Raw genomic sequence first — 15,495 nt, 5'->3', positions numbered from 1 at the left:
CGCCCCGGCCGGTCAGCCGGAGCCGACGACGCCCTTGGCGTCACCGCTCGCGGTGCCCTCGGTGGCCGACTTCGGGACCGCCCGGTCGTTCTTCAGGGCGTCCCAGACCTGCTGCGCCTTGGTCTCGTCGACGAGGACTCTGTTGGCGTTCGCGGAGTCGTACTGCACCGGCATCGTCACCATCGTCATCTTCGAGGAGCTGATGCCCTTCAGGCCGCTCGCGAAGGAGGCGAGGGACTTGACCGAGCCCAGCTCGGAGTCGGTGGTGACGGTCCTGGTGGCGGTGTCGGCGAGGTCGTACAGCTTCTTCGGGCTGGTCAGCACGCCGATGTCCTTGACCTGGTCGACCAGGGCCTTCATGAACGCCTGCTGGAGCTGGATGCGGCCGAGGTCGGAGCCGTCGCCGACGCCGTGCCGGGTGCGCACCAGGCCGAGCGCCTGCTCGCCGTCGAGGGTGTGCGGGCCGGCCTTCAGGTTCAGGTGGCTGTCGGGGTCGGAGATGTCCTCGGTGGTGGTGACGTCGACGCCGCCGAGGTCGTCGATGAGCTTCTGGAAGCCGCTGAAGTCGACCTCGATGTAGTGGTCCATGCGCACGCCGCTCATGGTCTCGACCGTCTTCACGGCGCAGGCGGCGCCGCCGGTGGAGTACGCGGAGTTGAACATGACACCGGAGGCGGCGTCGTGCACGGTGCCGTCGGTGTCGGTGCACTCGGGCCGGTCCACGAGGGTGTCGCGCGGTATGGAGACCACGCTCGCCTTCTTGTGGCCCTTGTATATGTGCAGCACCATCGCCGTGTCCGAGCGGGCGGAGCCGTCGTCGCTGCCGCCGCCGAGCTTCTTGTTGCCGCCCGAGCGGGAGTCGGAGCCGAGGACCAGGATGTCCTGGGAGCCGTTGTCGACGTTCAGGGGCCGGTCGTCGCCGAGCGCCTGGTTGATGTCGACGCTGCTGATGTTGCCGTTGAGCTTCAGGTACAGGTATCCGACGCCCGTACCGCCCAGGACGACGATGCCCGCCGCCGTCCAGGCCGCGACGAGCAGGCCCTTGCGTCCCTTGCCGCGGGCCTTGCGGCGGCGTCCCTTGCCGCGGTGGCGCGGGCCGGTGGTGCCGGGGTCCGGCGTGCTCTCGGCAGGCATGTGCTCCTCAGTCCTCGTACGGTCTGTTACCCCCTGTTTTCAGGGCCAGGCCCGTTCCCCCGCGACGGCCGACCGAAGGAGAGTGCATCTCTTCATGGTCGCTCGTACCGTCAGACGGGGAAACCCGGGAAAGGGTTGCACAACGCAGCGTGCCCACCGCGTACGGCGGTGGGCACGCTGCGTGACGGCCGAGGCGCGGTCGCCCGCGCCCACCTGCGTCTTTAGCCGAGAATGTCGTACTGCTGGTAACCCGTACCGATCTTGACCGGTGTGGCGAAGATCTCGCTGGTCGCCTTGCCGGTGCCCTTGTACAGGTAGAGCGTGCCGCCGGGGGTGCGGGCCAGGAAGTCGGCCTTGCCGTCGCCGGTCACGTCGCCCGGGGCGTCGAAGGCGTTGTAGCCGCTCCAGGTGCGGACCTTGACGCGCTTGGCGAAGGCCCCGCTGCCGGCTTTGCCGGTGCCCTTGTACAGGTAGATGTACGAGCCGCTCTTGCTGCGGGCGATGAGGTCGGCGCGGCCGTCCCCGGTGAAGTCGCCGTGGCCGCGCAGCGAGTTGTACGTGTTCCAGCCCGAGCCGACCTTGACCCGGGACGAGAAGGAACCGGTGCCCTTGCCGGGGTAGATCCACAGCACGCCGGACTTGTCGACCGAGAGCAGATCGGGCAGGGCGTCGCCGGTGACATCACCGGGGGTGACGATGCGCGTGCGGGTCTTCCAGTCGTCGAAGATCTTCTTGGTCGCCCAGGAGCCGCTCGCGGGCACGTAGTGCGTCCAGAAGACGTCGCCGTCGGAGCTGCGCCGGTACACCAGGTCCTGGTAGCCGTCACGGTTCAGGTCGGTCTGGAGGACGGAGTTGACGCCCTTCCAGCTTCCCCAGGACTGCCGCGTGGCGAACGAGGTGCCCTTGGAGTCCATCGAGTAGCCGATGTCGTTGCTGTCCTTGCGCAGCCACAGGTCGGCCTTGCCGTCACCGCTGATGTCGGTGTCGTCGACGCGCGGGTAGGTCACGCCCGCGTAGCTGGTGACCTTCGAGAAGACGCTGTACGTGCCCGCCTCGACGCAGTCCTCGACGCCCCAGGAGACGACGCCGACGATGCGGTTGCCGACGATCAGCGGGCCGCCGGAGTCGCCGTTGCAGGTCGCGGTGGTGCCGCTGTCGCTGCCGGACGCCGGGTCGCCCGCGCACACCATGTGCCCCTTGACGAAGTACGAGCCCCACGCACCGGAGCAGGTGCTGTCCGACTGGATCGGAAGGGTGGCCTTCTTCAGCGTCTCGGAGATGTCCTCGCTGGTGGAGCTGGTGCGGCCCCAGCCGTACACGGTGGCCTTGGTACCGGCCTTGTACGAGGTGGTGTCGCCCGACGCCGTCATCGCGATGGGCTTGGCGGTGACGGGGTTCGGCAGCGTCAGGACGGCGATGTCGTTGTCGATCGTCGACGCCTTGTACGACGGGTTGTCCCACTGGCGCCAGACGCCGGAGACGGTGCCGCCGTGCAGGTCGTCACCGGTCGCGAGGATCGACGTGCCGGTGACGACGGCGCCGTTGGCGTACCAGTCGTAGCCGTCGACGCAGTGCGCGGCGGTGAGGATCTTCGTCGGTGAGATGACCGCGCCGCCGCAGAAGAAGCCGGTGTCGTCGGTCTCGGCGCTGGTGCCCTTGTCGTCGTAGTACCAGAGCTGGGCCATCCACGGTGCCGTGGAGATGGTGGTCGTCGTACCACCGATGATCTTCGGGTCGATGCGCGAGGCGGCCGTGGTGCCCGTCGCACCTGTCGTACCCGCCGTACCCGTCGTACCCGTCGTGGCGGCGCTGAGCGAGGCCTTCTTGCCCGTCGTCCGCCCCGCGGTGTCGTCACCGGCGGCGGCGCCCGCGACGCGCGCCTTCAGCTCGGCGAGCGTCGGCGCGGTCTTGGCCGGCTGCCGGGTCGGTGTCGGCAGCGCGGTGGCCGCGTCCGCGGTCGACACCAGCAGCGCCCCGGCGACGGCGGCCGCCAGCGAGGCCGCGGCGACGGGCACGGCTATGCGTATCCGGCGTCTGTGCCGGCCGCTGCCAGACAGTTCGGTACCCACTCAAGTCCCCCCACGAGTCAAGAGTCGAGAGGCCGAGGGCGCGCGCCGGTCACAGAACGAACACGGGGCATCCATACCCTCGGCACAGATCAGAGGCCGTGATCGTACCCTGCTTTGTACACAACAAAGGGCCGCCCCCGTCACTCGCGTGTCGGGGGCGGCCCTCAGTGGTGCCTGTGGTACTGACCTCAGTCGTTGCCGTTGCCCGGCGACGGCGTCGTCTTCTGGATCTGGAGCAGGAACTCGGCGTTCGACTTCGTCTGCTTCATCTTGTCGAGCAGCAGCTCGATGGCCTGCTGCTGGTCGAGCGCGTGCAGCACCCGGCGCAGCTTCCAGACGATGGCCAGCTCCTCGCCGCCGAGCAGGATCTCCTCCTTGCGCGTACCGGACGCGTCGACGTCGACGGCCGGGAAGATGCGCTTGTCGGCGAGCTTGCGGTCGAGCTTGAGCTCCATGTTGCCGGTGCCCTTGAACTCCTCGAAGATCACCTCGTCCATGCGGGACCCGGTGTCGACGAGCGCGGTGGCGAGAATGGTCAGCGAACCGCCGTCCTCGATGTTGCGCGCGGCGCCGAAGAAGCGCTTGGGCGGGTACAGCGCCGTGGAGTCGACACCACCGGACAGGATGCGGCCGGAGGCCGGGGCGGCGAGGTTGTACGCACGGCCCAGACGCGTGATCGAGTCGAGCAGCACGACCACGTCGTGGCCCAGCTCCACCAGGCGCTTCGCGCGCTCGATGGCCAGCTCGGCGACGGTGGTGTGGTCCTCGGCCGGGCGGTCGAAGGTCGAGGAGATGACCTCGCCCTTGACCGACCGCTGCATGTCGGTGACCTCTTCCGGACGCTCGTCGACCAGGACGACCATCAGGTGGCACTCGGGGTTGTTGTGCGTGATCGCGTTGGCGACCGCCTGCATGATCATGGTCTTGCCGGTCTTCGGCGGGGCCACGATCAGACCGCGCTGGCCCTTGCCGATCGGCGACACGAGGTCGATGATCCGCGTGGTCAGCACGCCCGGGTCGGTCTCCAGACGGAGCCGGTCCTGCGGGTACAGCGGCGTCAGCTTGTTGAACTCCGGGCGGCCGCGGCCGTGTTCGGGCGCCATGCCGTTGACGGAGTCCAGCCGCACCAGCGCGTTGAACTTCTCGCGGCGCTCGCCCTCCTTGGGCTGGCGCACCGCACCGGTGACGTGGTCGCCCTTGCGCAGGCCGTTCTTGCGGACCTGGGCGAGCGAGACGTACACGTCGTTCGGGCCCGGGAGGTAGCCCGAGGTGCGGATGAACGCGTAGTTGTCGAGGATGTCGAGGATGCCCGCGACGGGGATCAGGACATCGTCGTCGGCGAGCTGCGGCTCGTTCGCGAAGTCCTCGCGGCCACGGCGGCCACGGCGGTCGCGGTAGCGCCCGCGGCGGCCACGACGGCCGCCCGACTCGTCGTCGAAGTCGTCCTGCGGGCCGTTGTCGCGCTGCCGGTCCTGCCGGTCCTGCCGGCCGCCGCCCTGCTGCTGACGGTCCTGACGGTCCTGCCGCTGCTGGCCACCGCCCTGGCCGCCCTGCTGGTCGTCGCCCTTGCCGCGGCCACCACGGTCACCGCGGTCACCGCGGTCGCGTCCGCCGCGGTCCCGGTCGCGGTCACGCCGGTCACGCCGGCCCTGACGGCCCTCGGAGGAGCCGTCGCCGTCGCCGCGCGACTCGACCAACGCCTCGGCCTTGGGCTCGCCCTTCGCCTCGGCTGCGACCGTCTCGGGGCTGCCCGCCTCGGCGGTGGCCCGGCGCCGGCGACGCTCGCCCGCGGGCGCCTCGTCGTTGGCCGGCTGGCCGGGGATGTCGATCTGCTGCTGGGCGACGGCCTTCTCGGCGGCCTTCTCGGCCTTGTCAGCGGGCTTCTCGGCGGCCTTCGCGGCCGGCGCGGCCTCCTCGCCCGTACGGGCCTTGGAGGTGGCCCGGCGCTTGGGCTTGGTCTCGGCGGCGTCGGCGGTCTTCGCCGGGGCACCCCCTCCGGCCTGCGCCTCCTTGATGACCTCGATCAGCTGGCTCTTGCGCATACGCGCGGTGCCCCTGATTCCGAGGCCGGATGCGACCTGCTGCAGCTCGGCCAGCACCATGCCCTCGAGGCCGGTACCACGGCGCCGCCGGGAGCCGGCACCGGTGGCAGGCGCGGAGGCGTCCGTGGCGGGCGCGGCAGCGGTCTCCTCGACACGTGCGCCCATCAGATCGGTGGTGTCGCTCACGAAGGGTCCTTCCCTGGAGCGGACGTCGGCCTGTCTGGCTCGGCGACCGGTTGTGCTGTCCGGCTTTGGTCCTGTCTTGAGTGGACCGTGCCGGGGCGGTGGTCCGCCAAAGCGGCGGAAGAGATTTCTGGTGATGGCGCTGCCCCGAACCCGCGGCACTGTCGTGCCTGTGTCACTCGGCTCGGTCACGCCGGTTCCGGAGCGTGCTCGGCAAACCGCTCAGTGCCGTCGCACGGGGTGCGATACACAGGGTGGCTTGGGAGGCTCCCGGAAGAATGGTTGTCCCGGACGGGGACACGAAGCACCTCGCCATGGCGGGGTCGGGTGCAGACTTGAGGTTAACACTACCGGATCCAACAAACATTCCCCCTCTCGAAATCCGGCAACCGTGGCTACTGATCGACGCTCACCGGCGCGAGCGGCAGCACGCAGGCCCCCTGTGCGTCGAGGTCGAGCCGGTTGGCGGCCCAGCCCTCGCCCGCCAGGTGGGCGACCTTGTCCGCGCTGGCCTCGTCGGCCAGCGCCAGCACCGTCGGTCCGGCGCCGGAGATCACCGCGGACACGCCGTCGGCCCGCAGCCGCTCCACCAGGGCCGCGCTCTCCGGCATCGCCGGCGCGCGGTAGTCCTGGTGCAGACGGTCCTCGGTGGCGGGCAGCAGCAGCTCGGGGCGCCTGGTCAGGGCCTCGACGAGCAGTGCGGCGCGGCCCGCGTTGGCGGCGGCGTCGACGTGCGGCACGGTGCGCGGCAGCAGGCCGCGCGCGGTCTCGGTGAGGACCGGCCTGCCCGGCACGAAGACCACCGGAACGACGGAATCGGCGGGATCCATCCTGATCGCCCGCGCGGCGCCGCTCTCCATCCAGGACAGGGTGAAACCGCCGAGGAGACAGGCGGCGACGTTGTCGGGGTGGCCCTCGATCTCGGTGGCGAGCTCCAGCAGCGCCGTGTCGTCGAGCCGGGTGTCACCGCCTATGGTCACCGCGCGCGCCGCGACGATGCCGGCGCAGATGGCGGCGGAGGAGGAGCCGAGGCCGCGGCCGTGCGGGATGCGGTTGGCGCAGACGATCTCGAGGCCGCGCGGCTGTCCGCCCAGCAGGTCGAAGGCGGTGCGCAGGGAGCGTACGAGCAGGTGGTTCTCGTCGCGCGGAAGGGTCTCGCTGCCCTCGCCCGCGATGTCGATGTGCAGCCCTGAGTCGGCCACCCGGACGACCACGTCGTCGTAAAGCCCCAGTGACAGGCCGAGGGCGTCGAAGCCCGGGCCGAGGTTGGCACTGGTGGCGGGGACGCGCACCCGGACGGCGGCGGCACGGAACGCTGGACCGGCCATCGCTTGATGACTCTCCTTGAGCTGCGATTTCTGCGAGATTTCCAAGAACTGCGAGGTTTCCGAGAACTGCAAGACCTGCCCGACGTATCTGCTCGACGTGCGGAATGCCCGCAGGTCGCTACGACGGCGCAGCACCGCGGCATATGCGGCGGGCGGGTTCACTACAGCCTATCGAAGGAAGGTTCTGTGGCGACATAGGGCGCACAGGAGGCGCACGATGCGTGTCGTAGGCCCCCTGTGCACCCACTGTCGGGTGCGCCCGCGGTTGACCGCGTCCGACCGGATCCGCCCAGGTGACGGGCGGATCCGACGGCTTACGCCAGGCCCAGCCGCTCGGCGGCGGTGACCGCGTCCACCGGGACGGTGACCGGCTGCGGGGCGCCGGCGACGGCCCAGTCGGGGTCCTTGAGCCCGTTTCCGGTCACCGTGCACACGATCCGCTGGCCGGGGTCGACCTTGCCCTGCTCGGCGGCCTTCAGCAGTCCGGCCACGGACGCGGCCGACGCGGGCTCGACGAAGACACCCTCCTGCGAGGCCAACAGCCGGTAGGCGCGCAGGATCTCACGGTCCGTCACCTCGTCGATGAAGCCGCCCGACTCGTCCCGCGCGGCCAGCGCGTAGTTCCAGGACGCCGGGTTGCCGATGCGGATCGCGGTGGCGATGGTCGAGGGGTCCTTGACGACCTCGCCGCGCACGATGGGCGCGGACCCGGACGCCTGGAAACCCCACATCCGGGGCGTCTTCCCCGCGATCCCGTCGGCGGCGTACTCCTTGTAGCCCTTCCAGTACGCCGTGATGTTGCCCGCGTTGCCCACCGGCAGGACGTGGATGTCGGGCGCGTCGCCGAGCATGTCCACGATCTCGAACGCGGCCGTCTTCTGGCCCTCGATGCGCACCGGGTTAACGGAATTGACCAGCGCGACCGGGTAGTTGTCCGACAGCGAGCGGGCGAGCGTCAGGCAGTCGTCGAAGTTGCCGTCGACCTGGAGGATCTTCGCCCCGTGCACCAGGGCCTGGCCCATCTTGCCGAGCGCGATCTTGCCCTGCGGGACCAGGACGGCGGAGACCATCCCGGCGCGTACGGCGTAGGCCGCCGCGGAGGCGGAGGTGTTGCCGGTGGAGGCGCAGATGACGGCCTTGGCGCCCTCCTCCTTGGCCCGCGTGATCGCCATGGTCATGCCGCGGTCCTTGAAGGAGCCGGTCGGGTTGGCCCCCTCCACCTTGAGGTGGACCTCGCAGCCGGTGCGCTCGGAGAGCACCTGCGCGGGCACGAGCGGCGTACCGCCCTCACGGAGCGTCACGACCTGCGTGCTGTCGGAGACCGGAAGCCGGTCCCGGTACTCCTCGATGATTCCGCGCCACTGGTGGGTCATTGCTCGTTACTCTCCTTCAACCCGCATGATGCTGGCGACACCCCGCACGGTGTCGAGGCTGCGCAACGCCTCGACGACCCCGCTCAGGGAGGCGTCGGACGCACGATGGGTGACGACGACGAGGGCGGCCTCGCCGTCTCCGTCTTGCCTGCTCTGCTGGCGCACGGTGTCGATCGACACGTCGTGCTCCGCGAAGACGGTGGCGACCTGGGCGAGCACACCCGGTTTGTCGGCCACGTCGAGGCTGATGTGGTAGCGCGTGACGACCTCGCCCATGGGCGAGACGGGCAGCTGCGCGTACGCGGACTCGCCGGGGCCCTTGGCACCGCCGATCGCGTTGCGGCAGACGGCGACGAGGTCGCCGAGGACGGCGGAGGCGGTCGGCGCGCCGCCCGCGCCGGGCCCGTAGAACATGAGCTGCCCGGCCGCGTCCGACTCGACGAAGACGGCGTTGTACGCGCCCCGTACCGAGGCCAGCGGATGAGTCAGCGGGATCATCGCGGGGTGCACGCGCGCGGTGACGGACCCGCCGTCCGCGGCCCGCTCGCAGATGGCGAGCAGCTTGATGGTGCAGCCCATCGCCTTCGCCGAGGCGAAGTCGGCGGCGGTGACCTCGGTCATGCCCTCGCGGTAGACGTCGTCGAGGCGCACGCGCGTGTGGAAGGCGATCCCGGCGAGGATGGCGGCCTTGGCGGCGGCGTCGAACCCTTCGACGTCGGCGGTGGGATCGGCCTCCGCGTACCCGAGCGCGGTGGCCTCGTCGAGCGCTTCCTGATACCCGGCACCCGTGGTGTCCATCGCATCGAGAATGAAATTGGTCGTGCCGTTGACGATCCCCAGGACCCTATTGACCTTGTCGCCGGCGAGGGACTCGCGCAGCGGCCGGATCAGCGGGATGGCACCGGCGACGGCCGCCTCGTAGTACAGGTCGCGGCCGTGCTCCTCGGCGGCGGCGTGCAGCGCGGCCCCGTCCTGGGCGAGCAGCGCCTTGTTGGCGGAGACGACGGACGCGCCGTGCTCGAACGCGGTGGTGATGAGCGTACGGGCGGGCTCGATGCCGCCGATGACCTCGACGACCACGTCGATGTCACCGCGTTTGACCAGCGCGGTCGCGTCGGTGGTGACGAGCGCGGGGTCGATGCCCTCGCGCACCTTGGACGGCCGCCGCACCGCGACGCCCGCCAGTTCGACGGGCGCCCCGATCCTGGCCGCGAGGTCGTCGGCGTGCGTCGTCATGATGCGCGCCACCTCTGAGCCGACGACCCCACAGCCCAGCAGCGCCACCTTCAGCGGACGCGTACGCATCATCCGACCTCGTTTCCTCATACCGTCTACGGTGCAACCAGTCTCACCCACCGGTCCGCCGTTTCTGCCCGTCGTCCGGATCGTGAGACATCTATTTCATTTCTATGGTGGCGCTGTACAGGAAGATCTTCACAGCCCCCGGGTTTGCCGGTTCAGCCGACGTCGAGCCGGAGCAGGTCCTCCTCCGTCTCGCGCCGCACGATCACGCGGGCCTCGCCGTCGGCCACCGCGACGACGGGCGGGCGCAGCGCGTGGTTGTAGTTACTGGCCATGGAACGGCAGTACGCGCCGGTCGCCGGAACCGCGATGAGGTCACCGGGCGCCAGGTCGGAGGGCAGAAAGGCGTCCTTGACGACGATGTCCCCGCTTTCGCAGTGCTTGCCGACGACGCGGGCCAGCATGGGTTCGGCGTCGCTCGCGCGCGAGGCGAGGGTGACGCTGTACTCGGCGTCGTAGAGCGCGGTGCGGATGTTGTCGGACATACCGCCGTCGACGGAGACGTACGTCCGCAGCCCTTCGAGCGGCTTGATCGTGCCGACCTCGTACAGCGTGAAGACCGTGGGCCCGACGATGGCGCGCCCCGGCTCCACGGAGAGGCGCGGCGTCCGCAGCCCGGCGGCCTCGCACTCCCGCGTCACGATCTCCCCGAGCGCCTTGGCGATCTCGTGCGGCTCACGGGGGTCGTCGTCGCTGGTGTAGGCGATACCGAGCCCGCCACCGAGGTCAATTTCAGGCAGTTCAACCCCGTGCTCGTCCCGGATTTCGGCGAGCAGCTTCACCACACGCCGCGCGGCGACCTCGAACCCGGCCATGTCGAAGATCTGCGACCCGATGTGGCTGTGGATGCCGATGAGTTCGAGCCCGTCGAGGGTGAGCGCGCGCCGTACGGCCTCGGCGGCCTGCCCGTCCGCGAGCGCGATGCCGAACTTCTGGTCCTCGTGCGCGGTGGCGATGAACTCGTGCGTGTGCGCCTCGACGCCGACCGTGACCCGGATCTGCACCCGCTGCCGCGTGCCCAGCTCCTGCGCGATGTGGGCGACGCGCACGATCTCCTGGAAGGAGTCGAGCACGATCCGCCCGACCCCGGCCTCGACGGCCCGGCGGATCTCCCCGGTGGACTTGTTGTTCCCGTGGAAGGCGATCCGCTCGGCGGGCATACCAGCGGAAAGGGCGGTGGCCAGCTCGCCCCCGGAACAGACATCCAGATTGAGCCCCTCCTCCTTGAGCCACCGCACGACGGCCCGGGAGAGGAACGCCTTGCCGGCGTAGAACACGTCGGCGTCGTACCCGAAGGCGTCGCGCCAGGCCCGCGCACGGGCCCGGAAGTCGGCCTCGTCGAGGAAATAAGCGGGCGTGCCGAACTCCTCGGCGAGCCGCGCGACGTCGACACCGCCGACGCGCACGGCTCCGTCCTCGCTGCGGCTGACGGTATGGGCCCAGACCTTCGGATCGAGGGCGTTGAGGTCGGCGGGCGGCGCGCTGTAGTGCCCCTCGGGGAGGACGTCGGCGTGACGGGGCCCGGCGGGGTGTGCGGAACGGCTCATGTCGGAAGGACTTTCTCGCAGAAGATCGAGGATTCAAAAATGGGAGATCAGAGATCAGAGATCGGAATCAGGGATCGGAATCAGAGATCGGAGATCAGAGGTGGTCGGGTGCGCTGATGCCGAGCAGGGACAGGCCGTCGGCGAGCACCGTCCCGGCGGCTTCGGCGAGCGCGAGCCGGGCACGGTGGACGGCCGAGGGTTTCTCCTCGCCCATGGGCAGCACGGTGTGCTGGAAGGCGAGCAACGCGTCGGCGACGGTGACGAGCTGCCGCGCGAGCCGGTCGGGCGCGCGGTGCGTGGCGGCGGCGCGGAGGGCCGGGGGGTGGGCGGCGAGGGCGCGGAGGAGGCCGTCGGCGGGGGCGTCGGTGGCGCCCACGGAACCGGGGACGGCGGAGAAGCCGAGCTGAGCGGCGTTACGGGTGAGCGCGCGGGCTCGGGCGTGCGCGTAACGGACCCGGAAGAGGGGGTTGGCGGCGCGCTGGAGCAGATGATCGGCGGTGACGCGGGGCCGGTCGTGCGCGGCGGGATGCAGCAGTGCCCAGCGGGCGGCGTCGGGGCCGAGGGGGGTGGGGTCTTCGGGGGCGGGGGTGGGGCGGAGGGTGACGACTTGGGGGGTGAGGCCGGTGCCGGTGCTGCCTGAGTGGTGGGCGTCGGCGTCGGTGGCGGTGCCGCCCCTTTCGCTGTACCCGCCGTGCTGGATGTGCTGGATGTGCTGGATGTGCTGGATCTCACCGCGGGCGCCTTGGGTGGCGAGGATGCGTACGAGCGCGTCGGCGACGACCTCGGCACGGACCTCGTACGGAATCCGGAGCCGTACGACGTCTCCCGCGAGGGCGTCGCCGTGCCCGTAGGCCCCGGCGCGGATCTCGCGGACGAGGGCGGCGGCGCGGTCGGAGGCCCGCTGGTCGAGGCTGATGTTGAGGAAGCCGGGCCCGGTGATCTCGACGCCGGCGACCCCTTCGGCAGGGGTGAGCCGGGGCCGCAGGATCTCGGCGACCTGCAACGGGGGCCGTCCGGCGGGCCGCGCGAGCTGGAGGGCGATGTTGGTGGCGTAGTCCCCGCACCCGCCGGGCCCGGGCTCCGTCACGACGGCCCGTGCGGGCACGGCCACGCTCAGCTCCCCGTCGTCCACAGCACGACGCACCGCGCTCAGCACGGTGCGGGAGAGCTCGACGGGTGTCACGGGACAAGCGTATGGGAGGAGGGGGGTGGGTAGGCGAGCCGGTTTACCGGCGGGTCCGGTATGTGGACGGGGACCGGGGGTCACTCTCTATGCGAGAGGCGGGCCGGCGTTGGTGGTGCTGTGCCCTGGATGCTCGGGCCGCTCGGGACGGTCGGGTCGATCGGGGCGTTGATTCCGGCCGAAGGCGTGGCTGCCGTTGATCGGGAGAGAGCCGTCCTCCGCGTCACCACCGAGGCTCCTGTCCCGCTCCGTATCGCGCTGGTGCTGGCGCTGGCGCTCGCGCTCGCGCTCCATCAAGTTCCGTACCAGGTCGACGAGTTCGGCGGGCTCGAAGGGCTTGGCGAGGAAGGCGTCGACCCCGACGTCGAGACCGCTCTCGACCTCGTACGCGGTGCAGGCGCTGACGATGACGAGGGGAAGGTCCCGGGTCCGGGCGTCGGCACGGAGGCGGGCGGCGGTCCGCAGACCGTCGAGACGGGGCATGACCACGTCGAGGGTGACGACATCGGGTCGAACCTGATGCACGACATCCAGACACTCGGCACCGTCGGCCGCGGTCACGACCTCGATGCCCTCCAGCTCGAGATTGACCCTGATCAGCTGCCGGATGACCTTGTTGTCGTCCACAACAAGAACCCGGCCGGACGCGCCTGGCACAACTCGAGAGTAGGTCGGCACCGGTGGCCGCGTCCGGGTTTTCCCTACTTCTGCCACGTACGGGGGGCGGGGGGCTGGCGGGGGGCGGGGCGACGGCGGGGTGGGGCCTGTGTCGGGGTCGCGTCGGGACCGTCTGGGGACCGTCCCGGCGACCACCTGAGGACCGCCCCAGCGACCGCCTGGGGACGGTTCCGGCGACCGCCTGGGCAACCATGGACCCCCCACGGTCGCCCTCGCGGCGGCCCCACGGAAACCCGTTCATGGCACCCCCTCATGAGCTGGTAGTGTTCTACCCGTCGCCGCGCAAACCGGCCGACACGCCCCCGTAGCTCAGGGGATAGAGCAACGGCCTCCGGAGCCGTGTGCGCAGGTTCGAATCCTGCCGGGGGCACCCAATGTGAGGTGCCCAAAGACCCCGTCACCAGCGGAAAACGCTGAGGCCGGGGTCTTCGCGTATGTGTAGGCGTATGCCACTTCGAGCGAGCGCATATCGGGCGCTATGGACTATGCGTGGACTGGCCGCGGGGCAGGAAACCGCAGGTCAGGGCGAGTAAACGCCGAAGTCCCCGGACTGGAGTCCAGGGGCCATCATGCCTCGTGGGGGTGCGCCGCGGGTGTATCCGGATCAATTTTCGTCAAGGTGCCCGTCCTCCTGGTCGTCGTCCTCCCCGAGAAGTTTGGCGACCCGGTGATTAGCGATGTCCTGGCGGCCGTCAGGGCGGCTCGCTTCGCTCCCCGCGCGCGGCCCGGGCGCACGTCAACGAGCTGAATGCCATAAGCCGAATGCCGCATGGGAGCGGGCACGGTCAGAACGATGCCTCCGGCGGGGGCTCGGCCGGCACCGGGGCGGAAGGGGCACCGTTCCCGACCGCGGGTCCGTACTGGCACGCGTCGTGCTCCCAACCCGTACGCCGTCGACCCAAGCATAGCCGAGCAGGCGTGTGGGTCGACGGCGTACGGGATGGGAGCTCGGGTGAGTGGTGAGTGAAACAGGTAGGTCTACAGACCGCCCAACGCGCAAAAATCTCACGGGGCCACGGCCATCCCTCCAAGCCGCTACGCCAACCACTGTCAGTGACTGCCGGTAGCCTGCAAGGTTCACAGTTATCCCCATATCTAGCCTCGCGCTTTCACGAGGCGGGCTGTCCGGCTGGTGATCAGGAAAGCAGAAAGTGCCTCTGACCAGCGAGAATGAGGATTGTCGAGGTCCTTGTTCCCGCCACCGCCGGAGGCACTTTCCAGGTGAAGAAGCGTATCGGGTCCTACCCGCACGTCCGCGTCGGGGGCGGCGGTCGCGGGGTCGTCTCGCAGGCCGGCGCGGTGCTGCTGGTCGAGACGGTCCGCAAGGCCGGTCTGGACGCGGCGGTATCGACGGCGCTCGAGCCGTGGCGCAAAGCCCGGGCGGTGCACGACCCGGGCAAGGTCCTGCTGGATGTGGCGCTCGCGGTCGCGCTGGGCGGGGACTGCCTGGCCGATGTCGGACTGCTGCGGGCCGAGCCGGCCGTGTTCGGACCGGTGGCCTCCGACCCCACGGTCTCCCGCCTCATCAGCACGCTCGCGGCAGGCGGCAAGCGGGCCCTGGCCGCGCTCCGCACCGCCCGCGCCGAGGTGCGCGAACGCGTCTGGCGGCTGGCCGGGGAGGCGGCGCCGGATGCGGGCGGGCAGGTGATCGTGGACATCGACGGGGTCCTGGTCCTGGCGCACTCCGAGAAGCAGGACGCCGCCGCGACCTGGAAGAAGACCTTCGGGCATCACCCGTTGATGGGGTTCGTCGACCACGGCCGCGGCGGGTCCGGCGAGCCGGTCGTGGGCCTGCTGCGGCCCGGCAACGCGGGCTCCAACACCGCCGCCGACCACATCGAGGCCACCAGGCTGGCCCTGGCCCAGCTGCCGAAACGGCTCCGGCGGGGGCGCCGGACGCTGATCCGCACCGACTCCGGCGGCGGCACTCACGAGTTCGTCGCCTGGCTCGCCCGGCGCGGGCGGTGGCTGTCGTACTCGGTCGGCATGACCATCACCGACGCCATCCACCAGGCCGTCTTGAAGATCCCGGCCTCGGCCTGGACGCCGGCCGTGGAACCCGACGGCGAGATCCGTGACGGCGCCTGGATCGCCGAGATCGACGCCGGCAGCGACTGCCTGGCCGGCTGGCCCACGGGCATGCGGTTGATCGTCCGGAAGGAACGGCCGCACCCCGGCGCCCAGTTGCGCTTCACCGACGCCGACGGGATGCGGCTGACCTGCTTCGCCACCAACACAAGCAACCATCCGATCGCCGAGCTGGAGCTGCGGCACCGCCAGCGGGCCCGCGCCGAGGACCGCATCCGCGCCGCCCGCGCCACCGGCCTGCGCAACCTGCCCCTGCACGGCACCGCCCAGAACCAGATCTGGCTGGAGATCGTACAGATCGCCCTGGACCTGCTGGCCGGGATGCCGATGCTCGCGCTGACCGGTGCCGCCCGGCGGTGGGAGCCCCGCCGCCTGCGACTGCGGCTGTTCTCCGCCGCCGCCCAGCTCGTCACCACCGGCCGCCGCCGCTTCCTCCATCTCGCGGCGCACTGGCCGTGGACGGATCTGATCGAGAACGCTCTGACACGGCTCGACGCATTGCCGAACCCCGGCTGACCAGCAGCGTCCCGTCCCTACGAGCAGGACCCTTCCGGCCGGTGACGTGGAA

10 protein-coding genes and 1 tRNA gene are annotated in these 15,495 nt (G+C 70.6%); 2 read left to right on the top strand and 9 right to left on the bottom strand.

Annotated features, from left to right (window positions below; all coding sequences use genetic code 11):
• Positions 1 to 12: 12 nt before the first annotated feature.
• From ACFV6E_RS14515 to ACFV6E_RS14475, 9 genes are all read right to left on the bottom strand, one after another.
• Positions 13 to 1,134, bottom strand: a complete 1,122-nt coding sequence (locus tag ACFV6E_RS14515; protein WP_385173681.1) for an LCP family protein — start codon at positions 1,132 to 1,134, stop codon at positions 13 to 15.
• Between the two features lie 221 nt (positions 1,135 to 1,355).
• Entirely contained in the window at positions 1,356 to 3,149 is a 1,794-nt protein-coding gene (locus ACFV6E_RS14510; RefSeq protein ID WP_385461774.1) for a trypsin-like serine protease, read from the bottom strand.
• 242 nt (positions 3,150 to 3,391) lie between these two features.
• Positions 3,392 to 5,431: a transcription termination factor Rho gene (rho, locus tag ACFV6E_RS14505; protein WP_385461771.1), complete on the bottom strand. Its 2,040-nt coding sequence runs from the start codon at positions 5,429 to 5,431 to the stop codon at positions 3,392 to 3,394.
• A 392-nt stretch (positions 5,432 to 5,823) separates the two neighbouring features.
• Complete coding sequence (gene thrB, locus ACFV6E_RS14500) at positions 5,824 to 6,756, bottom strand: homoserine kinase (protein WP_385461768.1); 933 nt, start codon at positions 6,754 to 6,756, stop codon at positions 5,824 to 5,826.
• Positions 6,757 to 7,070: 314 nt separating this feature from the next.
• Positions 7,071 to 8,129, bottom strand: a complete 1,059-nt coding sequence (gene thrC, locus ACFV6E_RS14495) for a threonine synthase (RefSeq protein ID WP_385165773.1) — start codon at positions 8,127 to 8,129, stop codon at positions 7,071 to 7,073.
• Positions 8,130 to 8,135: 6 nt separating this feature from the next.
• Complete coding sequence (locus ACFV6E_RS14490; RefSeq protein WP_385165771.1) at positions 8,136 to 9,437, bottom strand: homoserine dehydrogenase; 1,302 nt, start codon at positions 9,435 to 9,437, stop codon at positions 8,136 to 8,138.
• Between the two features lie 149 nt (positions 9,438 to 9,586).
• Positions 9,587 to 10,978 carry a diaminopimelate decarboxylase gene (lysA, locus tag ACFV6E_RS14485; protein WP_385461765.1) on the bottom strand — a complete coding sequence of 464 codons (1,392 nt, stop codon included), beginning with the start codon at positions 10,976 to 10,978 and terminating at the stop codon, positions 9,587 to 9,589.
• A 94-nt stretch (positions 10,979 to 11,072) separates the two neighbouring features.
• Entirely contained in the window at positions 11,073 to 12,161 is a 1,089-nt protein-coding gene (gene nrtL / locus ACFV6E_RS14480) for an ArgS-related anticodon-binding protein NrtL (protein ID WP_385461762.1), read from the bottom strand.
• Positions 12,162 to 12,248: 87 nt separating this feature from the next.
• On the bottom strand, positions 12,249 to 12,839 hold the full coding sequence (locus tag ACFV6E_RS14475) for a response regulator (protein WP_385461758.1): 591 nt from the start codon (positions 12,837 to 12,839) through the stop codon (positions 12,249 to 12,251).
• Positions 12,840 to 13,137: 298 nt separating this feature from the next.
• On the opposite strand from ACFV6E_RS14475, the gene ACFV6E_RS14470 reads away from it, so the two are divergent.
• Positions 13,138 to 13,209 (top strand) — tRNA-Arg (locus tag ACFV6E_RS14470).
• Positions 13,210 to 14,060: 851 nt separating this feature from the next.
• Positions 14,061 to 15,443, top strand: a complete 1,383-nt coding sequence (locus ACFV6E_RS14465; protein WP_385461756.1) for an IS1380 family transposase — start codon at positions 14,061 to 14,063, stop codon at positions 15,441 to 15,443.
• Positions 15,444 to 15,495: the final 52 nt, after the last annotated feature.

This window comes from Streptomyces sp. NPDC059785 (genome assembly GCF_042732375.1).
Taxonomy (GTDB): domain Bacteria; phylum Actinomycetota; class Actinomycetes; order Streptomycetales; family Streptomycetaceae; genus Streptomyces.
This window is presented reverse-complemented; position numbering and strand designations above follow the sequence as displayed.

What these genes read in the sequence shown, in the direction of transcription:
- thrB (WP_385461768.1), bottom strand. Translation starts at nt 6,756, where the DNA reads ATGGCCGGTCCAGCGTTCCGTGCCGCCGCCGTCCGGGTGCGCGTCCCC.
- thrC (WP_385165773.1), bottom strand. Translation starts at nt 8,129, where the DNA reads ATGACCCACCAGTGGCGCGGAATCATCGAGGAGTACCGGGACCGGCTT.
- ACFV6E_RS14490 (WP_385165771.1), bottom strand. Translation starts at nt 9,437, where the DNA reads ATGATGCGTACGCGTCCGCTGAAGGTGGCGCTGCTGGGCTGTGGGGTC.
- lysA (WP_385461765.1), bottom strand. Translation starts at nt 10,978, where the DNA reads ATGAGCCGTTCCGCACACCCCGCCGGGCCCCGTCACGCCGACGTCCTC.
- ACFV6E_RS14515 (WP_385173681.1), bottom strand. Translation starts at nt 1,134, where the DNA reads ATGCCTGCCGAGAGCACGCCGGACCCCGGCACCACCGGCCCGCGCCAC.